Genomic DNA, 26127 nt, shown 5'->3' on the forward strand with positions numbered 1-26127 from the left:
GCTGTAGGGGACGTGGGCGGCGTAATGACCTAGGGCCTTCCATAGCGTAGTGAAGCCCGTCAGCCTCGTAGGCCAATACGGCGATTCGCCACTCTTTCACGGGGTCCGGCCGGTACGCGACTCTCCGGTAACAACGAATTGGAGACTTCGGCGGACGCTACCAGCCGTTCCGGTCCGCCCCCCGGCTTCCGGCCGATCTTTACGGGAACGGGCAGGTGAACGGTTCGGGCGGGGCACTGCGCGACCTCGTCTTCACGCTCACATGGCGACGGCGCCCTCACGCCCGCACGGCGGCCCCCGCGCACCCGGGGTCAGGCAGGTGTGGCCTACAGGTCAGTTTGGACGTCGATCTCCGCACGGATCTGCGTCTCCTCGCCGACCCGGACGCCCACCCGGACGCCGCCCGCCGCGGCCGCGCGCACCGGAACGTCCACCTCGACCGCCGCGCCGACGTGCACCCGCGTCCGGACGACCGCGCCGACCTCGACATCGACGTCGACATCCCCATCCACGTCGACATCCCCATCCACGTCGGCCTCGACGACCGGCGGCGCGGGCTCCGGCTCGGCGGGGGCAGGGCGTTCGGGCGGCGGCGAGGGCGCCTCCTCTTGGGACGGGACGGGCCCGGCGGTGCGGGCGGCGGCCGGGACGGGCGCGAACGGACGGGCGGCGGGCGCCGGGGCGGCCGGGGCCGGGGCCGCCGGACCGGCGGGCGCGCGGGCGGGCGGGGCCGCCGGGGCGGGCGGCCCCGCGACGGCCGGCGGTGCGGGCCGCAGCTCCCGCGCGGGCTCGTCGTTCGCGACCAGGACCAGCGCGAGCGCGGCGGCGCACGCGGTCGCGGTGGCGCCGAGCGCGTGCTGCCACGCCCGGGGCAGGTGCCCCAGCCAGCCGAACAGCCAGCCGAACAGGCCGCCGCCCGCCGCCAGGTAGGCGGTCGCCGCCCCGCCCAGCACCAGCGGGCCGAGGACCTCGCGGAGCGCGCCGTTCAGCTCGGCGAGTTCGGCGTGGACGGCCGTGCAGCCGGCGCAGCCGTCGAGGTGGCCGCGGACGCGGCGGGTGTCGCGGCGGGCGAGGCCGTCCCGCACGTAGGCGCCGAGCTTGCCGACCGCCTCGCGGCAGGCGCCGCGCTCGGCGGGCAGCGCCGCCAGGTGCATCTGCAGGTACGCCTGCCGCAGCCCCTCGCGGGCCCGGTAGGCGAGCGCGGCGGCGCCGTTGGCGGTGAGGCCGAGCAGCGGGGCGACCTCGGCGGGCCGGGCGCCCTCGATCTCGGTGTGCCACAGGACGGTCTGCCAGCGCTCGGGCAGCGACTGGAACGCGCCGAGGACCATCGAGCGCTCCAGTTCGCGCAGCGCGGGGTCCTCGAAGGGGGTGCCGCGGTCGAGGTCGTCGATCCGGTCGGTGGGGTCGACCCGGCGGTCGGCGCGGTACCGGTCGTACACGGCGCGCCGCACGGCGGTGAGGAGGTAGGGGCGGAACCCGGAGTCGGGGCCGCCGCCGCGCCGCAACAGGTCGAGGATCCTGGCGAGCGCCTCCTGGACGGCGTCCTCGGCGGTGTCGCCGTCGGCGAGGTGCCGGGCCAGGCCGCGCGCGGCCGGGACGTGCCGTTCGCAGAGCGCGCCGTAGGCGTCGGTGTCGCCGGCGCGGACCCGGGAGATGAGCGCCGCGTCGCCGGCCTCGGGCTCCTCCTGGTGCACACCGGCCCCCTCGCGCCGCACGCCTCCCGCCGCGCCGCGGTGGCGCCCGCGCGCCCCGCGACGGCCTTGCTCGCTCATTGTGACGGCTTGGCGACCGTTTGTCGTTCGATTCGGGGAGACCGGATTTTTTCGCGGAGTCGCGTCATGGACGCGCCGCGATGCCGTTGGATGAGGCGCGGGCGATGTCGGAGGGGGCTTCGGCCGCTACCGGGGGGTGTGCTCGCTCCGGCGAGGGGGCGGAGCGAGCACACCGTTCCCGGTTCCGCCGGGTCAGCCGGTGATGTCGGCGCTGCCCAGCTCGACGAGCGCGCCCGAGGTGCGGGGCGACTCCCAGGTGACGTCGCAGTCGCGGCCCGCCAGCGTCACGGTCGCGATGGCGTTGTCGAACCAGGGCCCCTCGGTGACGCGCCACTTCATCGGCGGCGGGGGGACCTTCGCGAGCTTCCCGAGCCAGCGGAACGGCGTCGCGGTCTCCCACATGCAGGCGAGCCGCTGCGCGACGCGGATCTTGCCGTCTAGCGGGTTGCGGAACGGCGAGCAGACGATCTGCGCGATCTTCGTCTCGATGTCGGGCTCGTCGACCCGCGCCAGGTAGGAGAAGTGCACGTCGCCGGACAGGAACGTGATGCTCCCCGGGACGGATCCGCGCTCGCCCCGCCCGATCGCGAGGACGTGCGAGGCGACCTCGCGGAACGACCGGTCGAACGCCGCCCAGTGCTCCAGGTCGACGGCCTGCCGCATCTTCTCGCCGAGGGCCGCGCCGGGCCGCCCCCACGCCCCTTCGGAGATGGCCTCGTTCCAGTTCTCGGCGTCGTGGATGGCGCGGGGCAGCAGGAACGGCAGGGAGCTGGCGATGACGAGGTGCTCGACGTCGCCCTGGCACTGCTCGCCCAGCCACGCGAACTCGCGGTCGTCCAGCATGCCGCGCCGCTCGGGGGTGAGCAGGCGGGAGCAGCGGCTGTCGACGACGATGAAGCGGACGCCGCCGAAGTCGTGCGCGTAGCTCCACCGCATGCTCTCGGGCTCGCGGTCGGCGCGCTCGGTGAACGCGTCCAGGACGTCCGCGGCGTCGCCGGTCGCGTCGGACGCGGCCCGCACCTGCGCGAAGATCGGGTCGTCGGCGCGTTCCTCCGGCGACAGGTTGCCGAGGTGCTGGTACACCCAGTACGACCCGATGCCGCCGGTGATGCGCGCCCGCCACCAGGGCTGCGCCCACATCTCCTCGCGCCACGCGTAGGAGGTGTTCCAGTCGTCGCGGATGTCGTGGTCGTCGAAGACCGTGAAGGTGGGCACGGTCGACAGCAGCCACCGCACCTCCGCGTCGTCGCGCCAGGCCAGCTCGTAGAGCCGGACGTACTCCTCGTAGTCGGCGACCTCGCCGACCGGCGGTTCGTCGCCGCGCCGCTCCCGGATGTACTCGAGCATCTCCTCGCCCAGCTCGTCCGCGTACACCTGGTCGCCGACCATGAGCAGGACGTCCGGCCAGTCGACGCCGTCGCCGAACGCGCGCAGGCGGCGGGCGAACGCGGTGAGGGCGTCGTGCCCGAACTGCTCGACGGTGCCGGGGGAGCGGCGGCAGGAGCCGAACGCGATGCGCAGCGGGCCGCCGTCCGGGAGCGTCCGGATGAGGCTCGGGGGGAACTCGGTGCCGAGCGGCCAGACGGTCTCGCCGTCCGCGACGACCTCGTAGGGGACGCGGGCGCCCGCGGGGAGGCCGGCGACGTCGACGACGGCGTAGTGGTGGCCGTGCACGGTGAACGTGCGCGCCGCCGCGTCCACCCCGTCGCCCACGACGCGGACCTCGCAGGGGCGGTCGGTCTCCACGAAGATCGTCGCCGTGTGGGAGCTCACGTGCCGGAGGTGGGGGCCGAGTACCAAAGCGGTCATATGTGCTCTCTACCGGGCCGGGGGCCGCCGCGTCCACTGGAACGGCGGCCCCCGGTGCAAGATCACGGGAGGTCCGGGCCCCGGCGGCGCGGGCTCCGGGGGCCGCGGAGCGGTGCCGGGCGCGGGCCCTCAGCCGTCCAGGACCAGCGCCTCCTTCTCCCGCGGCAGCCCCGGGGACGGACGGTCGGGGCGCTGCGGCGCGCGTCCCCCGATCGTCCGCAGCCACGCCCAGGTGTCGGCGGCGGTGTCGTCCACGGGACGGCAGTGCAGCCCGGTGGACAGGGCGCGGTCGACGTTCGCGAGGTGCAGGGTCCGGTAGAGGTCGCCGCCGGGCGGCAGCCAGACGGGGAGTTCGTTCCACGGCTCGATGCCCGCCGCGAGGACGCGCTCCGGGTCCGTCCAGACGAGCCGCGCGTCGGAGCCCGTCGCGCGGACGCAGGCGTCGAGCAGCCCGCCCATCGTCGTGTGCCCGGGGGCGCTCACCACGTTGAACGGGCCGGACAGCCGCTTCTCGATCGCGTCGAGGGTCCAGGCGGCGAGGTCGCGGACGTCGATGTACTGCAGGGCGAGGTCGCGGGGGCCGGGCGCGAGGACGCGGCCGCCCTCGGCGATCCGGGTGAGCCACCACGGCAGCCGTCCGATGTTCTCGTACGGTCCGAGGATCAGGCCCGCGCGCACCAGGACGGTCCGGTCCGCGCCGAACGCGCCGAGCGCCGCGAGTTCCCCGCCGCGCTTCGCCCGCGCGTAGTCGTCGGACGCCTCGTCGTCCGGGGAGCCCTCCACGGCGGGCGCGTCCTCGCCGAGTTCCGGCGAGGTGGGGAACGGGTACACGGACCGGCTCGACACGTAGACGAACCGCCCGGCGCGTCCGGCGAGGAGGCGCGCGGCGTCGCGCACGGCGGACGGCGCCCACGACCAGGCGTCGACGACCGCGTCCCACTCGCCGCGGGCGGCGGCGAGCGCGGCGAGGCCGCCGGGCGCCGTCCGGTCGCCGCGCAGGACCGCCGCGCCCGGCGGCGGCGCGTTCCGGCCCCGGTTGAAGACGGTCACGTCCCAGCCGCGCGCGAGGGCGTCCTCGACGACGGCCCGGCCCACGAACTCGGTCCCTCCGAGCATCAGCAATCGCATGAGCCAACTGTACGCTCTGTACGTTCGGTACAGAACGCTCGCCCCCCGCTGAGCGGACGGACGGTCAGGAGGGTCCCGGTACCGGTAGGTTCGCGCCCGTGACCGGTTTCGACATCGTCCGCGACCTCCCCGCCGCCCTCCACGACCGGGAGGCCGCGTGGACGTACGTCCGGGGCTTCGCCGCGCACTGGGGCGTCCCGCTCGGCCCCGGCGACGGCACGCCCGCCGCCGACCTGGACGCCGCCGAGACGGCCCTCGGCGTCACGCTCCCCGCCGCGCTGCGGGAGGCGTACGCGCTCTTCGGCCGCCGCCCCGACCTGCACACCAACCTGCACGGCCTGCTGGCGCCCGAGGACTTCTACCTGCACGCGGGCGGCGTCGTGTTCCGCGAGGAGAACCAGGGCGTCGCGACCTGGGGCGTCCTCGTCACCGACATGGACGCCGCCGACCCGCCCGTCCGGATGAGCGTCGACGACGGCCCCTGGGAGCCCTGGTACGACACGTTCTCCGTCGCCTGCCTGGAGATCCTGCTGACGGAGTCCACGCAGGCGGAGGAGGTCTGCGACCACCGCGACCTCGACGACGGCGACGACGATCTCGGCCGGAGCTTCACCCGCGTGCCGCTGCCCGTCCCCGACGATGGAGTGTCCTTCTACGCGGGCCCCGGCGTGCTCCTGTGCGACGACGGCGCCATGCTCTCCGTCCGCGCCCGCGACCCCGAGGCCCTCGACCGCTTCCGCGACGCCCACCCGGGCGACTGGCTGAACGGCTGACCGGCGGTCACACCGTCCAGACGCGGACCGGCGGGCCCGCGTCGACGTCGCGGCCGGCCGCCGCCAGCCGCGCGCCGTCCAGCCAGACCACCGCGGTCATCGCCTCCTGCGTCCCGCGCAGCCACCGCACGTGCCGTCCGGTGCCGGCGTCCCACACGTGGACGCCGCCGTCCTCGTGCGCCGTCGCCAGGACCGTTCCATCCGGTGAGAAGGCCAGGTCGGCGGGCTGCCCGGCGTGCGGCGCGAACGCGATGGCGCGGCCCGTGCCGAACGACCGCCCGTCCCGGTGCCACAGCCGCGCCGCCTCCGCGTCGGCGACCGCGAGCAGCCCGCCGTCCGGCGACCACGCCGCGCGGTGCCGCACCGGCGGACCCGTCCGGACCAGCTCCCGCACCACCGCGCCGTCCGCCGCGTCCAGCACCGCGACGCCCCTCTCCGGGCCGTCGGCGACCACCGCCAGCAGCGCCCCGTCCGGGGAGAACCGCACCGCCGACGCCGGGCGCTCCGCCCGCCACAGCTCCCGCCCGCCCGCGAACGCCCGGACGGTCATCCCCGCGGCGGCCGCGACCGACCCGTCCGGCGACACCGCGACGTCCCACGCGTCGCGGAAGCCCGCCTCCCGGCGCTCCCCGCCCGGCAGCCCGGCCCGCACCGCCTCCTGCCCGTCCCGCAGCACCAGCACCCGGCCGCCCGCCGACACCGCCGCCCGCCAGTACGCCGCGCGGTGCCGCACCGCGAGGACCTCCCGGCCGCCGTCCGCCTCCCACGCGAACAGCTCGCCGCCCGACCCGCACGCCACGAGCAGCCTCGCCTCCGCCGCGAACGCGAGCGCCGTCACCTGGTACGTCCCCGGCGAGCCGAGCGCCGCGGACGCGCCCTCCGGCTCCGGGACGTCCAGGTCCGCCGCCAGCCGCGCCGCGGCCGCCGCCGGGTTCAGCCGCCGCGCGCCCTCCAGCAGGCTCCGGTCGCTCTGGTCGCCTCGCAGCACCGCGACCACCACCCGGTCGCGCTCGTCCCCGCGCCCGAAGAACCCCTCGTCGTCCAGCCCGGCCAGCGCCCGGAAGCACGCCTCCCGGCGCAGCTCCGCCTCGGCGCCGTCGACCTCCCCGCCGGCGGCCCGGCCGTCCAGCCACTCCTGGACGGCGGCGAAATGGTGCTCGCCGAGCATGTGGTGCGGCGAATCGGCCGGGCTCCACCGCAGCTCCGCGGCGTGCTCCTCCGCCGTCCGCCCGAACTCGCCCGCGTACACGCGCGCCACCGCCCGCAGCCCCTCCTCCGAACCGCACGTCGGCAGGACGTACTCGCAGAGCGGGCCGGTGAAGAGCCCGAAGCAGTAGAACGCCTCCCCGGGATGCGCCTCCCGCGCCTGCGCGAACGCCGCGCGCGCCGCGGCGGCCAGCCGTCCCGCCAGCTCCTCGACCGCCGCCCGGCGGGCCCGGTCCGCGCCCATCGGGACGCCCCCGAACCTCACCCCGCGTCCCGCGCCGGGCCGTGCACGTCCGTCCGCGTCCTCATCCGAACCCCCTCGCCGCCGCCCGCCGACATCTGACTTACCACCGTCCGCGGACGGTTCGGGAGCGCCCCGGCGCATCCGCCCGCCCTCCGTCCGCATCCGGCCGCGCCGGGCCGTCCGCGGACGCGGCGCGGCCCGCACGCGCGGGCGTGCGGGCCGGTGGAGAGGGTCGGGAGGCGGCGGCGCCGGAGTCAGTTGTGCGTGTGGGACGGGCGCTGCGGGCGCTCGACGAGCGGGGTGTCGACGAGGTGCTCGATCAGGAACCACGCCTGGAGCTCGTTCGGGCCGATCACCTCGGAGACGATCAGGTCGTTCGTCCCGTCGTCGCCCATCTCCTGGGTGCGGGCCGCCGCGTCGTGGCAGGCGACGAGGATCGTCTCGTGCGCCTCGATCAGGCGGGACAGCATCGCGGGGACCTCCTCGACGCCGTTCGGCGGCCGCGGGATCACGGTGATCTCCGCGACGTGCCGCGGGTCGCCGACCGCGACGCCGCCGAGGGTCTGGACGCGCTCCGCGATCGTGTCGATGATCTCGAGCTGCTCGCCGGCGTGCTTGTCCAGCAGCAGGTGCAGTTGGTAGAAGGTCGGGCCGCGCATCAGCCAGTGGTGCTTCTTGTAGAGGGCGTAGAGGATCTGGGAGTCCGCCAGGATCTGGTTGAGCCGCTGGCAGGAGTACTCCCGCGCGTCCCGGGAGAGGCCCAGCGGGAACATCCGCATGGTCCCGAACTCCTGGATCTCCGTCCCGTCCACGTGCAGCCACGGCTGGCTGGACCGGGTGGTGTTCGTCGAGCGATCGGCCGCCATGCACAACTCCTCGGTAAGTAGGCGTTCGAGTACAACCGCCCGTAACCTCCCCCGAGCCGCACCAAGAGCACCGCAGAGCGTTCAAAGTGGACACAAAGCCTCACGGCCCGCGCGCCGGCCGGTGCACGCTGCGCGTCAGCCGGCGAACGCTTCGCGTCAGCCGGTGAACGCTTCGACGAGCGTCCAGATCGCCAGGCCCGCCATGCACAGGGCGCCGACGCGCTGGACGGTCCGCAGCGGGACCCGCTTCGCGATGAGCCGGCCCGCGAGCAGCGCCAGCGCCGACACCGACATCAGCGCCGCGGCCGACCCGACCGCCGTCGGCAGCCAGCCGTTCGTCGCGGCCAGGTTCGCGGTGGTGATCTGCGTCAGGTCGCCCCACTCGCTGACGAACACGGCCGTGAACGCGGTCGTGTAGACGGGCCAGAAGGACGTGACGGTCTTCCCGGCCGCGTCCTCCTCGTCCTCGTCGCCGCCGCCCCGCCACAGCATGACGGCGCCGAAGGCGAACAGCGCGGCCGACACCAGCTTCACGGCCGTCCCCGGCAGCAGGCTCAGCAGGCTTCCGGCGCCCACCGCCAGCGCCACGTGCACCGCGAACGCGGTCGACGTGCCGATCCAGACGTACAGGGGCCGCATCCGCGTGCCCATGGCCAGGGACGCGAACATCGTCTTGTCGGGAAGCTCGGCGAGGAAGATCAGACCGAAGGCGGTGAGGACCGCCAGCAGGTCGAAGTGCATTGCGGGCGCTTTCTGCTGGGGCCGGGCAGAGCGCTCCGCACCCCGGGAGGAGGACCACTCGGCCCGGCACGACGGAACGCCCCGCACGGTGCCGTGCGGGCCGCTTCATGCCAAGCCGAAGGTCTCGTCCGCCCGCGCCGCCGCGGGCCCGATGGCCGGGACGCCCGAAGACGTCCAGTATGTCGACCAGCGGTGTTGCAGGACTACTCCCCTTCGCTGCATCCCATTCATACCCGCTCGTCCCCCTCCGCTTCAAGGGCCGGGCGCCACGGGGCCCTGGCGCGGGCCCTGGCGCGGGCCCGGCCGCGGACGCGCGGGAGATCCGCGTCAGACGCGCTGCCCCGTCTCGTCCAGGTAGCGCAGGACGGCCGCGACCCGGCGGTCCGCGCGGTCGGTCGGCGCCAGGTCGAGCTTCGCGAAGATGTTGCGGATGTGCTTGTGCACGGCGCCCTCGGTGACGACCAGCCGCTCGGCGATCGCGGCGTTGCCGAGCCCCTCCGCCATCAGCGCGAGCACGTCCCGCTCCCGCGCCGTCAGCCGCTCCAGCCCGCTGCCCGGACGGCTCCGCCGGAGCAGCTGCGTGACGACGTCCGGGTCGATCGCCGTGCCGCCCCCGGCCACCCGGTACAGCGCGTCCAGGAACTGCTCGACCCGGCCCACCCGCTCCTTCAGCAGGTACCCGAGCCGTTCCGCGCCGCCCGCCAGCAGCTCGTTCGCGAACGACTGCTCGACGTACGCGGACAGCACCAGCACCGCCAGGCCCGGGTGCCGCCGCCGCGCCTCGACCGCGGCCTTGATGCCCTCGTCGGTGTGGGTCGGCGGCATCCGGACGTCGACGATCGCGACGTCCGGCTCGTGCTCGTCCACGGCCGCGAGGAACGCGTCGGCGTCCTCGGTGGTGGCGACCACGTCCAGGGACTCGGCGCGCAGCAGCAGGGCGACGCCCTCGCGCAGCAGGACGTCGTCCTCGGCGGTCACAATCCGCACGGCAGCTCCACTTCGATGATCGTCGGCCCGCCGGGCGGGCTGGTCACGGCGAGGCGTCCGTCGAGCGCCGCGACCCGGCTGCGGATCCCGGTCAGCCCGCTGCCGCCGCGGCCGTCCGCGCCGCCGACGCCGTCGTCCTCGATCCGCAGGGCCAGGACGTCCGCGTCGCGGCGCGCGGTCACGCTCGCGCGCCGCGCCCGGCTGTGCTTGGCGATGTTGGTGAGCGCCTCCGCCGTCACGAAGTACGCGGTGGCCTCGACGGACACGGGGCAGCGGCCCGGGACGTCGATGTCCGCGTCGCACTGGACGGCGCAGTCCGCGGCGAGCCCGGCCAGCGCGCCCGCGAGCCCCCGGCCCTCCAGCACCGGCGGCAGGATGCCGCGGACGACCGTGCGCAGTTCGCCGAGCGCCCGCTCGGCGGCGTCCTGCGCCTGGTCGAGCAGCTCCTCCGCCTTCGCCGGGTCGCGGGCCAGCGCCCGCCGGGTCGCGCCGAGCAGCACGGTCACGGCGACGAGCCGGTTCTGCGCGCCGTCGTGCAGGGAGCGCTCGATCCGCCGCAGCTCCGTCGCGTGCGCGTCCAGCGCCGCCGCGCGGGTCGACGACAGGTGCGCGATCCGCAGCGACAAGTCCATGTCGGCGGGCGGCGCCAGCAGCCGCCGCCCCGGCCGCGCCTGCAACCGCGCCAGCGCCGGGCCGACCGCCACGAACAGGACGGCGAGGCCGACGCCGAAGAACCCGACGCCGACGGCGTCCCCCTCGCTCTGCACCGTCCAGGGCACGAGCGTCGGCGTGGCGTCGTCCGCCGGCAGGATCCGCCACCACACCGGGTACGTGATGTCCTGCACGGCGTGCAGCGCGAACGTCAGCCCGAGGAGCCCGACGACCCAGCCGAACGTGGCGTGGACGGCGAGCCAGCGCAGCTCCCGCCGGACGACCGGGTCGGCGAGCGCGGCGCGCAGCCCGTCCGCCGGGCGGCCCGCGCCGAACAGCTCGTCCGGGCCCCACCGCGACAGCCGTCCGCGCTCGCGTTCCGCGACGATCCGGACGACCCGGGGGACGGTGCGCGTCAGCAGCAGGCCCGCGCCGACGAGGCACAGGAGCCCGACGAGGACCAGCCACGCCAGCGCGGCCAGCGCCAGCACCGCCGTGCCGACCCCGCCGGCGAGGTGCTCGACCGCGTCGAACACCGCGCGGGCACGCCGGACCAGCGGTCCGCGCCGCCCGCGGCCGGACACGGCCGCGCCGCGCTCGCTCACCGTCATCGATACCTCACGGTATGAAGATCGTAGAGTGCGAGCGGAGAGTTGTCAGATGTTTCGGAGTACAGCCTGCTGTACCCGAATGCGACGCGATGGCTGGATCGTCCCCGGGCGGCGGCGTCCCTAGCGTGGCAAGCACCGCGAACGACGACCTTCCGAGGAGCCCGCGATGACGAATTCCGGCGACGCCCGCGACGGATACCTGCGCCCGGCACTGTGGATGGCGCTCGCCATCGGCCTGGTCGGCAACGTCCTGTTCTCGACCACCGGCATGTCCCTCATCGGCAACGCCGTGTTCAGCCTGATCAGCTTCGCCGCCGTCGTCGGGCTGATCGTCCACCACTACCGGAACCGCCGCCCCGCCCGCCCCTGACCGCCGCACGGCCGGCCGCGCCGATCGGGCCCGCCGATCGGGCCCGCCGATCGGGCCCGCCGATCGGGCCCGCCGGTCAGGCCGCCGGGGACGGCTCCTCGCCGGCGGGCGGCAGCAGCCGCGGCGCCGCGGCGGCGCCCAGGGTCGCGCCCGCCGCCGCCAGCAGGACGACCGTCCACGCCCCGGCGCCCAGCGGTGTGCAGCCGAAGAACCCGCTGATCCCGGGCGTCTCGACGATCGCGAACAGCGCGGCGGCCGACGCCGCGCAGGTCGCGAGGACGAGCGGGCTGTGCCAGCGCGCGATGAGCGTCTGGCCGAGCTGCGCGCCGACGAGCGCGGCCAGCCCCATCGTGGACGCGCGCCGCGCCCCGCGCGGCAGGAACCCGGCGAGCCGTCCGGCCTGCCAGGACACCAGGGCGGCCGCGGCGGTCGCGGTGCCGCGCACGGCGAGCACCTGCCGCATCTCCCGGCCGGTGAACCCGCGCACGGGCCCGCCGAGCGGCTCCGCCGGGTCGGCGCCGGGCCCGGCGGGGGGGAGGGCGACGGCGAGCGACGGCAGCATGTCGGTGAGCATGTTGACGACGAGCACCTGCCGGGGGCTCAGCGGGGCGTTCCCCTGGAGGGCCGTCCCGAGGACGGTGAACGCCACCTCGCCCGCGTTGCCGCCGACGAGGATCGCCGCGGCGTCGCGGACGCTGCGCCACAGCGCGCGCCCCTCCCGCAGGGCGTCCAGGATCAGCGCGGTGTCGGGCGCGGTGAGCACCAGGTCCGCCGCGCTGCGCGCCGCGCCGGACCCGCGGCCCGCGACGGCGATGCCGACGTCCGCGCGGTGGATGGCGGCGGCGTCGTTCGCGCCGTCGCCGGTCATCGCCACCACCCGCCCGGCCCGGTGCAGGTCCTTGACGATGCGGACCTTCTGCGCGGGCGAGACGCGCGCGAAGACCGACGCGGCCTCGACCGCCTTCACCCGCGCCCCGACCGGCATGGCGTCCATCTCGGCGCCGGTGAGGACGCGGTCGGCGCCGGGGATGCCGAGTTCGGCGGCGACGGCCGCGGCGGTGTCCGGATGGTCCCCGGTGATCATGGTGACCCGGACGCCGGCGTCGCGGAGCCGCTGCACGGCCTCCTCGGCGGTCGGCCGCGGGGTGTCGGCGATGCCGATGAAGCCGAGCAGGGTGAGGTCCTCGACGTGCTCGGCGATCTCCCCGCGCACCCGGTCGGCGTCCGGGACGGTCCGCTCCGCGATGGCGAGCACCCGCAGGCCCTGCCCGGCCAGCCGGTGCACGGTCGCGGCGGCCGCCCGGCGGCGCGCGGCGGTGAGCGGCGCGTCCTCCTCCGCGCCGTCCGCGGCCCCGCGGCCGGCGCCCTTGCGCGCGGCGTTCTTCAGGTCGGGGCGCCGCCGGCCGCCGTGCACGCGGCCGCACTTCGCCAGCAGCATCTCCGGGGCGCCCTTCACCGCGACGACCGCCCGGTCGCCGTCGTGCCCGAGGGACGCCGAGAAGCCCCGGGTCGTCTCGAACGGCAGCTCCTCCGCCAGCCGCCACCCGGTGTCGGGCGGCAGGCTCTCCGCCCGCTCCAGCACGGCCCGGTCGGTGGCGTGCGGCGCCCGCTCGCCGCCCGGCGGCGGGCACGCGCGCGCCGCGACCCGCAGGATCCGCCGCCCGTCGTCCCCGGTCAGCGGCAGCGGACGGCCGGGGCCCGACGCCCGGACGACGTGCAGCCGCCCCTCGGTGAGCGTCCCCGTCTTGTCGAAGCACAGCGTGTCGACCCGGCCGAGCGCCTCCAGCGCCCGCGTGGAGCGGACCAGCACGCCGAGCCGCGACAGCCGCCGCGCCGCCGCGAGCTGCGACACCGTCGCGACCAGCGGCAGCCCCTCCGGGACGGCCGCGACCGCGATCGCGACGCCCGACCCGAGCGCGCGCCGCAGGTCCAGGCCGTGCAGCAGGCCGAGCGCGGTGACGGCCGCGCCGCCGAGCGCCGTCGCGGGCAGCGCGCGGTGCGTCAGCTCCGCCAGCCGCGCCTGCATGCTGGACGACGGGTCCGCGCCGCCCGCCAGCGCGGCGGCCCGGCCCGCCTCCGTCGCCTCGGCGGTCGCGACGACCGCGGCGACCGCCGTGCCCGCGCTGACCGTCGTCCCCTCGTAGACCATGCAGTGCCGGTCGGCCGGGTCGTCGCCCGGCGACGGCTCGACGCTCTTGCCGACCGGGACCGACTCGCCGGTCAGCGCCGCCTCGTCCACCTCGAACGACTCCGCCCACAGCAGCCGGGCGTCCGCGGGCACGACGTCCTCCGCGTTCAGCAGGATCGCGTCCCCGGCGCGCAGCCGGTCGGCCGTGACCCGGTCGCCGCGGGCGCCGCGCAGCGCCTCGAACCCGCCGGGCGCGCCGGGCGCGACGCGCAGCCGGCGGGCGTGGATCCGCTGCCCCAGCATCAGGTCCTCCAGGGCGCGCTCCGCCCGCGTCCGCTGCGCCGCGCCGATCAGGGCGTTGCCGGTCATCACCCCGGCGACCAGCAGCGCGTCCACGCTGGAGCCCACCACCGCCGACGCCGCCGCGCCGAGCGCGAGGACCGGCGTCAGCGGGTCGTCGAGCTCCTGCCGGACGGCGGCGGCGAACCGCAGCCCCGCCCCGACGGGCCGCGCGACCGCGCGCCGCTCCCCGCGCTCGCGCCGGTGCCCGCGCCCGTGCCCGGCCGCGGGCTCGTCCGTCCGGCCGGACGCGGTGCGCGCCAGGCGGCGCCACGCCTCCTCGGCGGTCAGCGCGTGCCACGCGTCCCGGACGACCGGGGGCGGCAGCTCGCGGTGGTTCAGCCGCCGCGCGGCCACCGCGTTCGCGAGCATCGCCGACAGCGACGCCACGTAGATCGGCGGGACGTCCCGCCACGAGCCGGCCGCGCGGCGCAGCGGGCCCGCCGCGGCGCGGCTCCGCGGCCGCCGCCCCACCAGCAGCAGCGCGCCCAGCGCCGACGCGCTCAGCGAGAGCTGCGCGGCCCGCTCGCTGGCCCGCCGCGCGGGCCGCACCGCCGCCAGCAGCCGCCACGCCTCCGCGAGCCCCGGCCCGCACACCAGGTCCGCGCGCCAGTCGGCGGGCGCGTCCCCGCGCAGCACGCCGACACCGACGTCGGCCGCGTCCAGCGCCGCGCCGTCCCCGGCCGCGACGACCAGCACGCAGCGCCCGTCGCGCTGCAGGTCGCGGACGCACCCGGCCGCCTCGCCCGCCGCCACCGGGGAGTCGTCCCCCCAGGCCAGTAGCTCCCGGGTGCTGGCGTGCTCGGTCAGGACGACGACGTCCGCGGCCTCGTGCGCGGCGGCGAGCAGGCCCTCGGCGAGCGGGTCGAGCGTCGACCCGACCCGCACCCGGCCGCGCGCGCGTCCGGCGCCGTCGAGGAGGTCGAGGGCGACGCCGTCCGGGTCGGCGGGGCCGCCCGGCGGCGCGTCCGCCGCGCGCGCCAGCCGCCACCCGTCCGCGCCGTCCGCGCCGTCCGCGTCGGGCCACGGCCCCGGTCCGCGCAGGTCGTCGTGGCCGTGCCCGGCGAGGAGCGCGTCGGCCGTCCGCCACACGCCCGCGTCGTCCAGCGCCCCGTCCGCCGCGCCGGTCGCGACCGCCGACAGCAGCCGCAGCTCCCCGTCGCACAGCACCGCCGAGTCGATCACCACCGCGCCGACCCGGTCCAGCCGCCGCAGCGCCCCCGGGTCGAGCTGCACCACGCCGCGCCGCGCGAGGTCGTGCGCCAGCACCGCCGCGAACGCCTCCCGGCCGTGCCGCGCCGCCTTCGGGACGGTCGCCATCAGCAGCTCGGCGGCGGCCGACGCGTCGCGCGTCCCGGCCAGCACCCCGGCGCCGCCGAGCAGGCTCCCGAGCGCCGTCCGGTCCGCGGCCCGCTCCACCGGCCCGTCCGGCAGCGGGCACGGCCGGGCGGCGCGGGCGCCGCAGTCGCCCGGCTGCCCCGGCGCCCCCAGCCGCGGCTCCCGGGCCCGCCACGCCTCCCGGCGCGCCGCGATCTCGTACAGCTGGAACACCCGGTGGGCGGCGTCGACCGCGACCGGCGCGAGCCCCTGCCCGGCGCCCTGCGCGACGGCGTTCGCCACCCCGAGCAGCGCGTCCGCGCGGAGCACGCCCAGCCGCCGCTCCACCAGCCGCCGCACCTGCGGGACCGCGTCCGCCGCCGACACCGCGGCCCGCACCGGGCTCGGCACCGGCGGCAGGAGCAGCAACCGCCCGGCGACCGCGCCCGCGAACCCCGCGCAGTCCGCCGCCAGCGCGGACACCGCCGCCGCCCACGCCGTCCCGTCGTCCGGCGGCACGCTGTGCGCGGACGCGCCGGCGGCCTCCCGCGCCGGGGCGTGCGCGGCCTCGGCGTCCTCGACCGCCGCCACGAGGTCCGGCACGTCCACCGCGCCCTCCGCGTACGCCACCAGGACGTGCCCGGTGACCGCGTTGACCTCCGCCCAGTCGACGCCCTCCAGCCGCCGCAGCGCCCCGGTCAGCGCCGCCACGTACCGGCGGTGCCCCTCCCCGGCGCCCGACAGGCCCCGCGCCTGGATGTGCGCGCGTCCGTCCGCCGCCCACACCCGGCGGCGCGGGCCCCCGGCGGCGAGCTCCGCCGCCCGCCGCGCCCCCGTGCCCGCCGCGGCGAGGACCGTCCCGACGACGGACGCTCCCGGGATCCGCACGCCCGCCCCCTCCCCTCGATGATCCGCGAACGACTACCCCGCGTGACGGAACACAAACAGGCCGTCCGGTCGCTTACCGGTCCGGCGGAGAACTGTGGCGTCCGGGACGGGGACGATCCCCCTCCTCCCGGCGCGGACCCGGCACGAAGGTGGATCCGGTCCCCCCGAGTGCTGGAGGTCGCCCATGCGCATCCGACCGTCCCGGCGGCGGCGCCGCACCGCGCCGCCGCCCGCCGGACCGGAACTCGCCGAGCACGCCTGGTCCGTGAAGGGCGCCGAGCTGTCCCGGACCGGGACGCTCACCATGGCCCGGCGGCTCCCGGTGCTCATCGGCCAGGTCATGCGGCTCGCGTGGGGAGCCGCGCGCCGCGACCTGGTCGCCACGGTCGCCCTCAACGTCGTCGCCGGGATCTTCACCGCGTTCGGGCTGCTCGCCACCACGGGCGTCCTCACCGCGCTGCTGTCGGCCGGCCCCACCCCCGACCGGGTCCGCGCCGCCGCCCCGCAGCTCCTGCTGGTCGGCGCGGCCGTCACCGCGCGGGCCGCGTGCGCGGCGGCCGCGCAGTGGGCGCAGTCCCGGCTGCGGCCCCAGGTCCTGCGACTCGTCGAAGAGCGCCTGTACACGCTGACCACCGCGATCGACCTCACCGCGTTCGACGACGCCGCGTTCCAGGACGACCTGCACCGCGCCAAGCTGCGCGGCGTCGACTCGGCCCCCTCCATGGTCGACAACGCCGTCGACCTGCTCACCGCCGCGGTCGGCGTCGCCGCCGCCGCCGGCGCCCTCGGCGTCCTGCACCCGCTGCTGCTGCCGCTGCTCCTGCTCACCGCGCTCCCCGAAGGGTGGGCCGCGGTCCGCGCCGCCCGGCTCGGCTACCTCACCCAGCTCAGCCTCGTGGAGACCCGGCGGCGCGGCTGGATCCTCACCGACCTGATGACCGGCCGCGAGCACGCCGCCGAGGTCCGCTCCTTCACCGTCCGCGACTTCCTGCTGCGCCGCCACGCCGTCGTCGCCGCCCACATCCGCGACGTCCTCCTCGGCCTGGCCCGCAGCCAGACCGTCGCGCAGGTCCACGGCGACGTCCTCAAGGGCGTCGCGACCGCCTTCATGTACGGCGCGCTCGGCGCCCTGCTGTGGCGGGGCGTCATGCCGCTCGCCGTCGCCGGGACGGCCGTCCTCGCGATCCGCGCCGGCCAGACGTCCCTCATCCGGCTCGTCTACTCGCTGAACCGCTGCTACGAGGACGGCCTGTACTTCGGCGACTACACCGCCTTCTGCGAGAACGCCGAACGGCACCTGCACGCCCGCGCCGCCGCCCCGCCCCCGGAGGGGGACGGCGGCCTCCGCGGCTTCCGGGAGATCACCGCCGACGACGTCACCTTCACCTACCCCGACGGCGACGCGCCCGCGCTCCACAAGGTCTCCGTCCGGCTCCGCCGCGGCGAGATCGTCGCGCTCGTCGGGGAGAACGGCTCCGGCAAGACGACGCTCGCGAAGATCCTCGCGGGCCTGTACACCCCGCAGGAAGGGGCCGTCCACTGGGACGACGTCCGCGCCGCCGACCTGCACCCCGAGGTCCTGCGCCGCGCCATCGCCGTCGTCGCCCAGGACCACACGCACTGGCCGATGACCGCCGCCGAGAACGTCACCATGGGCGACGACCTCGCCGCCCCGGGCGTCCGCGAGGCCGTCGGCCGCGCCACCGCCGCGTCCGGCGCCGCCGACGTCGTCGCCGCGCTCCCGCACGGGCTCGACACCCTCCTCGACAAGCGGTTCGCGGACGGCCACGAGCTGTCCGGCGGGCAGTGGCAGCGGCTCGCGGCCGCCCGCGGCTTCTACCGCGACGCCCCCCTGCTGATCTGCGACGAGCCGACCGCCGCGCTCGACGCCCGCGCCGAGCACCACCTCTTCGAGCAGATGCGCGAGCACGCCGTCCGGCACGACCGCACCGTCCTGCTGATCACGCACCGGCTCGCGAGCGTCCGGCACGCCGACCGCATCTACGTCCTCACCGGCGGCCGGGTCACCGAGCAGGGCACCCACCGCGAACTCATGGCCGAAGGCGGGCTCTACGCCGAGCTGTACGGGCTCCAGGCGTCCGCCTACCGGCTCGACCCCGCCCACGACGACGCCGCGCGCCCCACCTGACGGCCCGGGGTACACCGCCGCCCCACCGGGTAGGGCGACCTGCGGAATGAACACGCACCCGCGCCCGCGCATCGCGGTCTCCAGCTGCCTCCTCGGCGCGCCCGTCCGCTACAACGGCGCCCACAGCCGCGACCGGTTCCTCACCGGCGCCCTGTCCCCCCATGTCGACTGGGTGCCGGTCTGCCCCGAGATGGAGATCGGCCTCGGCGCGCCCCGCCCCACCCTGCGCCTGCACACCGACGGCCGCATCCGCACCAAGGACGGCGCCGACCCCACCGCCGACATGACCGCGCTCGCCGACCGCCGCGTCCCCGACCTCGACGACCTCGACGGCTACGTGTTCAAGGCCCGGTCGCCCAGCTGCGGCCTGCGGAACCTCCCCCGCTACGCGTCCGGCCTCCCCGGCGAGCGCACCGACGGCCAGCCCGTCGACCGCGGCGGCACCGGCGTGTTCGCCGCCCGCGTCCGCGCCGCCCTCCCCGACCTCCCCGCCGAAGAGGACGGACGCCTCAACGACCCCGTCCTCCGCGAGCACTTCGTCGAACGCGTCTTCGCCCACGCGCGCCTCCGCGAGTTCTTCGCCGCCGACTGGCGCCCCCGCGACCTCGTCGCCTTCCACGCCCGCCACAAGATGCAGCTCCTCGCGCACGACCCCGAGGGCTACCGCGCGACCGGCCGCGTCGTCGCCCGCGCCGGCTCCCGCGACCCCGCCGACGTCGAGGCCGACTACCGCCGCGCCTTCACCGCCGCCCTCGCCGTCCGCGCGAGCCGCGGCCGCCACACCAACGCGCTCCAGCACGTCCTCGGCTTCCTCGGCGACCGCCTCGACACCACCCGCCGCGACGACGTCCGCACCGCCATCGAGTCCTACCGCGACGGCACCGCCCCGCTCAGCGTCCCCATCGCCCTCCTCCGCCACCACGCCGAAGGCCAGCGGTACCGCTACATGGCCGACCAGACCTACCTCGACCCGTTCCCCGAAGCCCTCGTGCTCCGCCACCACCTGTGACCGTAGGCTCCCGGCCATGCACCGCACGCTGACGGACCACGCCCGATGCCTCTACGGCGACGAGTACCGGCCCGCGCCCCCGTGCGACCGCGAGCACCGGGAGCACTACTTCATCGAGGAACTGACGTTCGCCGACGCCGACGCCATCGTCGCGATGCTCGACGAGCTCTCCCCCCACATCGCCGACGGCCGCCTCCCCGTCTGGGTGCGCAACCTCGCCTACCGCCTCGCCGTCCTGCAGCGCCCCGACGATCCCGTGCTGCTGCGCCGCGCCGCCGACAACCTGTGGCTGCACGGCCCCGACTGGGACCACATCGCCGCCGACCTCGCCCGCCGCGCCGGACGTCCCGGCTGACGCCGCCTCAGGCGTCCAGCCCCGTCAGCAGCCGCGCGACGTCCAGCCCGGTGCCCAGGTAGTCGACGAACAGCGGATTGTTCAGCGCCCACCTCGACCGCCGGTACCGCACCAGGAAGATCGCGTCATCGACGCCGTACCCCAGCCCGACGAGCGCCTGCACGACGACCAGACCGGACCGGTTGTACCCCGAATGGCAGCGGACCAGCACGCGGCGACCGTCCCGCACCGCCTCCGCGACGCCCTCCGCCGCCCGGCACACCGCCTCGAGCTGCGCCGCGGTCAACGGCCCGTCCGGGATCGCCACGCGCCGGTGCTCGACCCCGGCGCCCGGGCCGTGCCCGTCCCGCACGTAGAGGCTGACCACCAGGTCGAACTCGCCGCGCACCACGGCCGGCACCCGCGCGCCCCCGGCCTCCCGGTAGTGGTGCCCGCCCATCCACAGCAGGGGGACGATCTCGTTCCACGGCGACCCGGCATCGGGTGCCGGACGGCCTTTGGTCCGCATGCGCGCTCCCCGGCGACGCACCCGGCCGCGGGCCGGGCGGAGATCATTCGGTCACGCGCCCACCGTACCGACCCGACCGCCCCGCCCCCGCCCGTCCGTCCGGAACCGGCCGTCAGAAGCGGCCCCCCTCACGGTCGGGGAGCCCGATCGTGAGCAGCCAGATGTCCGGGGAGATCACCTGGTGCCAGAGGTCCTCGAAGTCCCCGCCGTAGGACCGCAGCGCCCCGACCAGCATGCGCGCCGCGGTCTTGGCCTCCTGCCACCCGACCGTCGGGAACTCGCGGACCAGCAGCAACGAGAGGTCCTCCTCCCACGGCCGCCAACCCAGTTCGGCCATCTCCTCCGCCCAGCCGGGGCGGGGCGATGGACGAGGGACGGACGCCTCAATCCTCAGCGTCCAGTCGTCGTAGGTGGTCCACTGCACGAACCCGACTTCGTTCGGGAGGTGCACGACCACGGTGAAGTGTTGGGACACGCCCAGGAGGGGGAGTTCCTCGACGACCGACTGCAGGATCACCGCCAGCCGGTTTTCGAACTGGCCCCAGTCGTCCTCCTCCGACCAGAAGCCGCCCGGAAACCACTCCGCGCCCGGCCCGACCATCTGCCACGAGCCCAGCAGCTCGAGCCCGGTATCCTCATCGGCCCACTTCGATGTGCGCCACTCCTCCAGGTCGACGGCCTCGGTCGGGACCACCCTCAACGTCGAGTGCTCGCCGCAGCGATCGACCTCCAGCATCCGCAGCGGATCGCGCCAGCGCAGCAGCGGACCGGGCCCCCGGGTGATCGACGGCGGCCCGAGAAAGTCCACGAGAGCCTCCCGCACCAGGCCGAAGACGTCGTCGCCCTTCCCCACCCCGACGGAGATCTCGGAGCCGTACTCGCCCCCGTGCCGGGCCACCTCCCCGGGCCCGAGGCCGGTGTCGTACATCTCGTGGGTCTCCCCGTGGCACCCCGCCGCGTAGTCCTCGTAGCAGTACGACACGGGGTACCCGCGGACTTTGCCCTGCGCTCGCCGCCAGCCGAGGAAGGCGAGCGCCTGGTCGATCTCGGCGTCGTCCCACTTCCTCAAATCGAGCGCGACGAACTTCTTAACGAGCCCTTGGATCTGCTCATCGGTAGGTGGCATAGACGGACCCTAGGGCCCACCCCTGTCAATCCGCCGACGATCTCTCACGTCGCCTCAAAGCCCCGGCGCCACTCCAAGCACTGCACCGCATAAACCGCCAGCTCATGGGCCTCGAACTCCTCCGCGGACCAGTCGCCGTCCCCGGCCTCAGAGGGCCACACGTACGCCCAGCCGCAACGGCCGTCCGTCAACTCGATCCGGACGAGTTCGTAGCCGGGCCCCTCGAAGGCGTCCAGCAGGCGCCATTCCTCCGCATCGAGCCCGGTGATCAGGTAGCCGCGCACAATCGTGTCACCTGGGACGATGCCCGGGTACGGCCGTCCGGGCAAAGCAGCGACCCGCCACCCCTCCGCCCCCACCGCCTCACGCTCGGGAACCCGCCCGATCAGCGCGGTCAGAACCTCAGGAAACTGGAGAGTCCCGTAGACGAACAGAGCATCCGCCCCCACACGGACCACCCGAGACAAGCGCCCCACAGAGCACCTCCACCGAACACAACTCGGCTTCGAGATCAATGGCAATCATATTCGAACTAGTAATCAACTACGGCCTCAACAAACGAGCGGCAAACGAAGCCGCCGACCTGGTCGAGGCCCACCCCGCACTACCAGTCGGCCCGCACCTGATCCCGCTCCACAAACCCCTGCTCGGCACGGTGAGCGACACCGCCGGTCACCCCTACCTGGCGATGTCCGTCATCCCAGCCCGCGTGGGCTGGGGCGTACCCCTGGACAGAGGCAGCCCCCACCTCCCGCTGACCGCCACAGAACTAACCGAACTGGCAACGAACCTGTACGAACTTCTGGCAACACTCACCGACTACCAGGCCGCCATAGTCGGCTGGGACCCAGAGTCACTAGTAGACCCACTCGAACTACGCCAACACTGGTCCGAAGAACTCGCAACCGGTGAACTGCCCGGCCTAGTAGTCGCCAACCACATCCACCTGCCCCCAACAACCACCTTCGAACGATTCACCGACACCCACAAATGGATTCCCTACAAAGGCAGCACCCCGTAGCAAATCCGTCCTCAAACTCGCGAGCCACCGACCCCGGCCGCCGAGACAATCCCGACACCACAGGAACCGCCTCTCGCCCACAGACCATGTAGAGCACATCGATCCGAATTTACCCCGGCGGCGCCACACGACCTGCTCCACGAGTTCATGCTGCCTCCGAGTTTCACATCGGCATACAGGTACTGCCAGCCGTGAACTCCCTTGGTCAGAGACAGCGCCTCGAGATAACCGAGGTAGTCCAACTCCAGCGGACCTATACGCGGGTCGTACACCCAAAGTTCCGGGGAGTTCACATCCGGACTGAGTCGAATAGCGACGAACGTGCCGATGCCGGAACGCGGAGCGCCATCGATGATCCGGAAATCCTCGAACAGGCGCACCTCTTCCTCCGGAGCACCGTCCCAGACACGGGGCGCCTCATTGGAAAGAGCACGATAGAAGTAAGGCAGCCTGAACTCACCGTCCAGCCCCTTGACTTCACCCGTCCCACGCCAGTGACTCACCAACCTGCGATAACGCGGGACGTTCTCCGCGATACCGCTGTCAATCGTGATGCCGTCCGAAAGAACCTCGGCTCCCGCCTCCTCAACCTCGACCGCATCCCGCGAGACAGCCACAGAAGGACAGTCCCGAAGCTCACCGATAGCACGCAGGAGAAGCCGCTCGTATTCTTAATCCCTAATCCCGTCTCGAAGCCCAGTGGAAGACAAGCCCATAAAGCAGCACAGAGAGTACCCGAGAGCGTCACTTAACCTCGAGTTAGCTAGAGATTCTAGCGTGGAGGTCATCAGCTCCCAATGAGGAACGATATTGAACTCCACCGACGCCGAACTCGCAGCCCAGCCTGTCGGCTACTGGACAGGAATCACCTCGCATAAAGGCGTCGGCTATCTGCGTGCGGAACTGGACAGGATCGGGATCACCCAGCTCGAATACCTGTTTTCCCGCCACGTCGCCGGCGCTGCGGCCGCTTGCGGTGAAGGACCGACTCTCGCGGAGGTAGCCGACTCCGTGAACGCGGCCTACTTCAGAGCGATCCCGCGGGACGCCTATCGGTCACCGAGGTGGGCCTGGCGGCGAAGGGCCGGGTCGACGAGGTGGCCTCTTCCCTACGAGACCGCATCCACGAGGGTGTCGACGACGCCATGTACGTGCGCATGCTCCGGATACTGCAGGCGCATGATCGACAACGTGGAACGGTCGGCCGCGCCCACCACCCACGAACGGGGGTCGTCCGTTCCAAGACGGGCCTTGACCGGCTGACGACCTCGCTACCAGCGTTCACTTCGTGATCCTGGCGAGGGGCGGCTACTCACGGCTTCTGGCGCTGCTGGGCCCACCTCCCTACGCTGGTGCAATGGAGCGCAATGGCATTGCCTGGGTATTGATCGCCAGCTACCCCAACACCGCAGGTCGCCCGCGAGCTACTGAGGTTGTACGGCATTGACTGCGTGAGCGTGGTGTCGACTACCCGTTCGCGGTGCGCGACGAGGAAGTACGGATCGACCTCGCTCGCGTGAGCCGACCGGACGGCACGATCGGGTGCAACGCCAGCATTTACGTCCATCCGGAACCACTCCGAAGGCTCGGGCTGCATCCGGAACAACCCTCGTCTTGGCTGATCAAGCCTTATCTGTCCCCACGGGAAGCACGCCGCAGGACTCCCCCGGCCTGATCTCCCCCTCTGCCGCCAACAATCTGACCGCACAAGTCTCCCTGCCGGAAAGCCTCGCCGGGAGAGGTTCGCGCCTTGACCGAAGCGCCGGCTGATGGTCGGGCAGCGGCGCCCCTGACGGGCGTGAGCCGGAGAGCCGGGCAGCGTCCGTGCGCCGCACCTGGACGAGCGCGCCCGACCGAACCCGAACGGGTTCACCGACGTCCAGGGCAACCGGCTCCGGCGGAGCGATTCAAGGGGTGGGCCGTGCTCTGGAGCGGGCGGACCTTCCGGTCGGGCAAGCCCGCGTTCACGATCTCCGGCACGGGCAACCCCTACGCGGCCGAGTTGGGGCCCTTGCCATTGGAGCTGATAAACCGCAACACACCTCTGCCTCTTCCGCCCAGCCGGCATCTCACTCCGGCGGCCCCTGACAGTAGTGATCGTCCCGGCGGCGCTCGGCGGACCGGTCATGACCGCCGTCTCGGTGATGACGGCGCTCACCTGGATCGGCGTCATCAATGGAACCGGCTACGAGAACGGCTGGTGGGAAGCACTGGCGAAGGTCTGCATTAGCCCGATCGGCTTGTGGGGCACGCTGACCCTTGCTCAGACGTACGCCTACTACGTGCGCCGCCGCCCGACGAGCACCGCATGATCTCTCCCGAAGTCACCATCACCTGCGGCGAGGAGCAGCCGTGGTCAGGCTGCGGGACGCTACCGGACGGAACAGGCCCCATGCCCGGCTCCCAAAGCCGGGCGCCGTGAAGACGTGAAGACGTGAAGACGTGAAGATCGTCCATCTCCGGCAAGGCGGACGCGGCATGATGGCCTTCGTGATGGACAGCCCCGAGACAAACCATGCTCACATACCCGACTACGACGGCGGCCCGTTCGCCCACAAACCTGAACTTTTGCGCGAGCGCCTGTTCTGGCTGGCGCATCTGCACGAATACTTCGCCCAGAGCGAGGAGTCTGAGCAGCTCATAGCGGGCACGGACATGCAGCAAGCGGGAGACCTGCAAACCGCATTGTTCAGAGGCACGACGTGGCCCCTCTTCACTGTTCCACTCGCCGGTGGTCATCGTATCTACGTGGTTTATCGCGCGTTCGAAGAGGATATGGGCGTCGACTATCTTCTGCACCACCCTGACTGGGATGCGGCCGAATATCTTGCACAAGATGATGGGCACTTCATGGGCCCTGGCCTAACCTGGACCGAGCTCCTAGCGGCGGCGGACAACGGTCTCCCAGGAGGCACCACCACGGATCCGCATGCTCGACTGCTGCTCCTGCTACCCGCGTTCGGCGACGATGCGGTGCCAGCCAGCGCCGTCGGCCGTCTGACAGCAGCGCTCCATGCCCACGCCCAGGTCGAAGCCGCTGAGCCACTCGCCGCGGCGGTCCTGAGGGATCAGGGGCCATGCGGTCCCGCAACATGGGTCACGGTGGAAGGAAGCTACCGGATCAACGACGGTGACCATTCCGTCCGTAATCCCTGCAACCATTTTGCCTTGCCGGCGTCCCGCCTTGCCCGCATCGACCGCGCCCTGGTCCCCCGATCTACCAGAACGACTAGCTAACCTGCTCGCGATTTCCGTAGTGCCGGCGCCACGCGGAGCAGCACTCCACCGAGTAGCTCACGAGCCTCGAACCCCTCGGCGAACCAGTCGTCTCCCCGACTTCGGTGCCGGGTTTGCATGCGTACATCCAGCAGTGGCGGCCGCCGGTGAGGGCGACTCAGACGCGTACGTAAACGGGTCTTCGAACGCGTCCACGAGTCGCCACTCCTCCAGACTCAAGCCGGTAAGCAGGTGGCCGTGAGCCGCCTTGCCACCGGGAAGTATGCCGGGTTATGGGCGTCCGGGCAGGTTGGCGATTCGCCATTCCCTCGGCACTCACCAGCTCGTGGTCGGGACCTCGGTCTATGAGGGCGAGCAGGACCTCATGAAACTGGAGACCGCCGTAGACGAACAGGACTACCGGGTTCCCCGTTAAGCTTTCTGGCTTCGCCACCGGGCCAAGAGCGGCACGATGCGGCATCACCCCGCCGCCTTCGCCACGCGTCCCCGATGCCGAACGGGCACTGTGGGAGCTGCCGGAAGACAGGCACGCCGACATCGTTCAGGACGACCGGCTCCGGGCGTTCTGAGGGGCCACGCGTTTTCCGGACAGCTTCTTCATGGGTGATCTGCGGGCAGATCTACGCTGCTTGCTGCCGATCCAGGTACTCGGTGTAGACCTCCATAGGGGTCCGGTACCCGTTCGCGGAATGAAGCCTGCGTCGATTATAGAAGCCCTCGATGTACTGCACAACCGCGCGGCGGGCCTTGGCTCGTGTGGCAAATACCATACGGTTGAGCCACTCGTTCTTCAATGCCCCGAAGAACGACTCGGCCATGGCGTTGTCCCAGCACACACCGGTTCTGCCGACCGAACGCCGCATCTTGTACTTCTCGGTCAGGTGCCGGCCGA

Annotated in this window: 22 protein-coding genes; 8 read left to right on the plus strand and 14 right to left on the minus strand. The window is 74.0% G+C overall.

Features of this window, described 5'->3' with window-relative positions; all coding sequences use genetic code 11:
- Positions 1 to 326: 326 nt before the first annotated feature.
- From H505_RS42160 to H505_RS0116030, 3 genes are all read right to left on the minus strand, one after another.
- Positions 327 to 1694 (minus strand): sigma-70 family RNA polymerase sigma factor, encoded by a 1368-nt coding sequence (locus H505_RS42160; RefSeq protein ID WP_169528830.1) that lies wholly within the window; start codon positions 1692 to 1694, stop codon positions 327 to 329.
- Between the two features lie 270 nt (positions 1695 to 1964).
- The gene (locus tag H505_RS0116025; protein ID WP_026402815.1) at positions 1965 to 3581 is read right to left on the minus strand and encodes an alkaline phosphatase D family protein; all 1617 of its coding nucleotides are present in this window, start codon (positions 3579 to 3581) and stop codon (positions 1965 to 1967) included.
- A 129-nt stretch (positions 3582 to 3710) separates the two neighbouring features.
- Positions 3711 to 4709 carry an NAD-dependent epimerase/dehydratase family protein gene (locus tag H505_RS0116030; RefSeq protein WP_125613275.1) on the minus strand — a complete coding sequence of 333 codons (999 nt, stop codon included), beginning with the start codon at positions 4707 to 4709 and terminating at the stop codon, positions 3711 to 3713.
- A 98-nt stretch (positions 4710 to 4807) separates the two neighbouring features.
- Here H505_RS0116030 and H505_RS0116035 point away from each other — a divergent pair, with 98 nt between their 5' ends.
- On the plus strand, positions 4808 to 5482 hold the full coding sequence (locus H505_RS0116035) for a hypothetical protein (RefSeq protein ID WP_026402817.1): 675 nt from the start codon (positions 4808 to 4810) through the stop codon (positions 5480 to 5482).
- 7 nt (positions 5483 to 5489) lie between these two features.
- Here H505_RS0116035 and H505_RS47700 read toward each other — a convergent pair whose 3' ends face one another.
- The 5 genes from H505_RS47700 to H505_RS0116060 all read right to left on the minus strand — a co-directional run bounded on the left by H505_RS47700 (position 5490) and on the right by H505_RS0116060 (position 10788).
- Positions 5490 to 6953, minus strand: coding sequence for a DUF4303 domain-containing protein (locus tag H505_RS47700; RefSeq protein WP_169528831.1), 1464 nt, complete (start codon positions 6951 to 6953; stop codon positions 5490 to 5492).
- Between the two features lie 233 nt (positions 6954 to 7186).
- Complete coding sequence (locus tag H505_RS42170) at positions 7187 to 7798, minus strand: Dps family protein (protein WP_051300747.1); 612 nt, start codon at positions 7796 to 7798, stop codon at positions 7187 to 7189.
- Positions 7799 to 7954: 156 nt separating this feature from the next.
- Positions 7955 to 8539: a TMEM165/GDT1 family protein gene (locus tag H505_RS0116050; RefSeq protein WP_026402818.1), complete on the minus strand. Its 585-nt coding sequence runs from the start codon at positions 8537 to 8539 to the stop codon at positions 7955 to 7957.
- A gap of 327 nt (positions 8540 to 8866) precedes the next feature.
- On the minus strand, positions 8867 to 9526 hold the full coding sequence (locus H505_RS0116055; RefSeq protein WP_026402819.1) for a response regulator: 660 nt from the start codon (positions 9524 to 9526) through the stop codon (positions 8867 to 8869).
- Entirely contained in the window at positions 9514 to 10788 is a 1275-nt protein-coding gene (locus tag H505_RS0116060; protein WP_034518075.1) for a sensor histidine kinase, read from the minus strand. The genes H505_RS0116055 and H505_RS0116060 overlap by 13 nt, the downstream gene beginning before the upstream one ends.
- Before the next feature lie 166 nt (positions 10789 to 10954).
- On the opposite strand from H505_RS0116060, the gene H505_RS0116065 reads away from it, so the two are divergent.
- Positions 10955 to 11158, plus strand: a complete 204-nt coding sequence (locus H505_RS0116065; RefSeq protein WP_026402821.1) for a hypothetical protein — start codon at positions 10955 to 10957, stop codon at positions 11156 to 11158.
- Between the two features lie 76 nt (positions 11159 to 11234).
- Here H505_RS0116065 and H505_RS52390 read toward each other — a convergent pair whose 3' ends face one another.
- Positions 11235 to 15830, minus strand: a complete 4596-nt coding sequence (locus H505_RS52390; RefSeq protein ID WP_051300748.1) for a cation-translocating P-type ATPase — start codon at positions 15828 to 15830, stop codon at positions 11235 to 11237.
- Between the two features lie 184 nt (positions 15831 to 16014).
- On the opposite strand from H505_RS52390, the gene H505_RS0116075 reads away from it, so the two are divergent.
- From H505_RS0116075 to H505_RS0116085, 3 genes are read left to right on the plus strand one after another with little or no spacing between them, the layout of a single operon-like run.
- Positions 16015 to 17979 carry an ABC transporter ATP-binding protein gene (locus H505_RS0116075; RefSeq protein WP_026402822.1) on the plus strand — a complete coding sequence of 655 codons (1965 nt, stop codon included), beginning with the start codon at positions 16015 to 16017 and terminating at the stop codon, positions 17977 to 17979.
- A gap of 46 nt (positions 17980 to 18025) precedes the next feature.
- Positions 18026 to 18988 carry a YbgA family protein gene (locus H505_RS0116080; RefSeq protein ID WP_026402823.1) on the plus strand — a complete coding sequence of 321 codons (963 nt, stop codon included), beginning with the start codon at positions 18026 to 18028 and terminating at the stop codon, positions 18986 to 18988.
- A gap of 16 nt (positions 18989 to 19004) precedes the next feature.
- Positions 19005 to 19343 carry a hypothetical protein gene (locus tag H505_RS0116085; RefSeq protein ID WP_026402824.1) on the plus strand — a complete coding sequence of 113 codons (339 nt, stop codon included), beginning with the start codon at positions 19005 to 19007 and terminating at the stop codon, positions 19341 to 19343.
- A 7-nt stretch (positions 19344 to 19350) separates the two neighbouring features.
- Here H505_RS0116085 and H505_RS0116090 read toward each other — a convergent pair whose 3' ends face one another.
- The 3 genes from H505_RS0116090 to H505_RS0116100 all read right to left on the minus strand — a co-directional run bounded on the left by H505_RS0116090 (position 19351) and on the right by H505_RS0116100 (position 21453).
- Positions 19351 to 19851: a protein-tyrosine phosphatase family protein gene (locus H505_RS0116090; RefSeq protein WP_026402825.1), complete on the minus strand. Its 501-nt coding sequence runs from the start codon at positions 19849 to 19851 to the stop codon at positions 19351 to 19353.
- 112 nt (positions 19852 to 19963) lie between these two features.
- The gene (locus H505_RS0116095) at positions 19964 to 20977 is read right to left on the minus strand and encodes a TY-Chap domain-containing protein (RefSeq protein ID WP_026402826.1); all 1014 of its coding nucleotides are present in this window, start codon (positions 20975 to 20977) and stop codon (positions 19964 to 19966) included.
- Positions 20978 to 21021: 44 nt separating this feature from the next.
- Positions 21022 to 21453 (minus strand): gamma-glutamylcyclotransferase family protein, encoded by a 432-nt coding sequence (locus H505_RS0116100; RefSeq protein ID WP_341849563.1) that lies wholly within the window; start codon positions 21451 to 21453, stop codon positions 21022 to 21024.
- Positions 21454 to 21491: 38 nt separating this feature from the next.
- Between H505_RS0116100 and H505_RS49850 the strand changes: the two genes are divergently transcribed.
- Positions 21492 to 21998 carry a hypothetical protein gene (locus tag H505_RS49850; RefSeq protein ID WP_157433014.1) on the plus strand — a complete coding sequence of 169 codons (507 nt, stop codon included), beginning with the start codon at positions 21492 to 21494 and terminating at the stop codon, positions 21996 to 21998.
- Between the two features lie 11 nt (positions 21999 to 22009).
- Here H505_RS49850 and H505_RS49855 read toward each other — a convergent pair whose 3' ends face one another.
- Positions 22010 to 22615: a hypothetical protein gene (locus H505_RS49855; protein ID WP_157433015.1), complete on the minus strand. Its 606-nt coding sequence runs from the start codon at positions 22613 to 22615 to the stop codon at positions 22010 to 22012.
- 1476 nt (positions 22616 to 24091) lie between these two features.
- Between H505_RS49855 and H505_RS42180 the strand changes: the two genes are divergently transcribed.
- Both H505_RS42180 and H505_RS42185 read left to right on the plus strand, forming a co-directional pair.
- The gene (locus H505_RS42180) at positions 24092 to 24310 is read left to right on the plus strand and encodes a hypothetical protein (RefSeq protein ID WP_051300749.1); all 219 of its coding nucleotides are present in this window, start codon (positions 24092 to 24094) and stop codon (positions 24308 to 24310) included.
- Positions 24311 to 24440: 130 nt separating this feature from the next.
- Positions 24441 to 25235: a hypothetical protein gene (locus tag H505_RS42185; protein ID WP_245592535.1), complete on the plus strand. Its 795-nt coding sequence runs from the start codon at positions 24441 to 24443 to the stop codon at positions 25233 to 25235.
- Positions 25236 to 25855: 620 nt separating this feature from the next.
- Here the strand turns inward: H505_RS42185 and H505_RS0116125 are convergent.
- The coding region (locus tag H505_RS0116125; RefSeq protein WP_026402828.1) for an integrase core domain-containing protein at positions 25856 to 26127 on the minus strand (272 nt) is incomplete at its 5' end.

The organism is Actinomadura rifamycini DSM 43936, assembly GCF_000425065.1.
Classification (GTDB): Bacteria; Actinomycetota; Actinomycetes; order Streptosporangiales; family Streptosporangiaceae; genus Spirillospora; species Spirillospora rifamycini.

Bases quoted from the DNA above. Each gene is read 5' to 3' on its own strand.
- H505_RS49850 (WP_157433014.1), top strand. From the start codon at position 21,492: ATGGCAATCATATTCGAACTAGTAATCAACTACGGCCTCAACAAACGA.
- H505_RS0116025 (WP_026402815.1), bottom strand. From the start codon at position 3,581: ATGACCGCTTTGGTACTCGGCCCCCACCTCCGGCACGTGAGCTCCCAC.
- H505_RS0116065 (WP_026402821.1), top strand. From the start codon at position 10,955: ATGACGAATTCCGGCGACGCCCGCGACGGATACCTGCGCCCGGCACTG.
- H505_RS0116030 (WP_125613275.1), bottom strand. From the start codon at position 4,709: ATGCGATTGCTGATGCTCGGAGGGACCGAGTTCGTGGGCCGGGCCGTC.
- H505_RS0116050 (WP_026402818.1), bottom strand. From the start codon at position 8,539: ATGCACTTCGACCTGCTGGCGGTCCTCACCGCCTTCGGTCTGATCTTC.
- H505_RS0116090 (WP_026402825.1), bottom strand. From the start codon at position 19,851: ATGCGGACCAAAGGCCGTCCGGCACCCGATGCCGGGTCGCCGTGGAAC.
- H505_RS0116080 (WP_026402823.1), top strand. From the start codon at position 18,026: ATGAACACGCACCCGCGCCCGCGCATCGCGGTCTCCAGCTGCCTCCTC.
- H505_RS42170 (WP_051300747.1), bottom strand. From the start codon at position 7,798: ATGGCGGCCGATCGCTCGACGAACACCACCCGGTCCAGCCAGCCGTGG.
- H505_RS0116085 (WP_026402824.1), top strand. From the start codon at position 19,005: ATGCACCGCACGCTGACGGACCACGCCCGATGCCTCTACGGCGACGAG.
- H505_RS0116075 (WP_026402822.1), top strand. From the start codon at position 16,015: ATGCGCATCCGACCGTCCCGGCGGCGGCGCCGCACCGCGCCGCCGCCC.
- H505_RS0116060 (WP_034518075.1), bottom strand. From the start codon at position 10,788: ATGACGGTGAGCGAGCGCGGCGCGGCCGTGTCCGGCCGCGGGCGGCGC.
- H505_RS0116095 (WP_026402826.1), bottom strand. From the start codon at position 20,977: ATGCCACCTACCGATGAGCAGATCCAAGGGCTCGTTAAGAAGTTCGTC.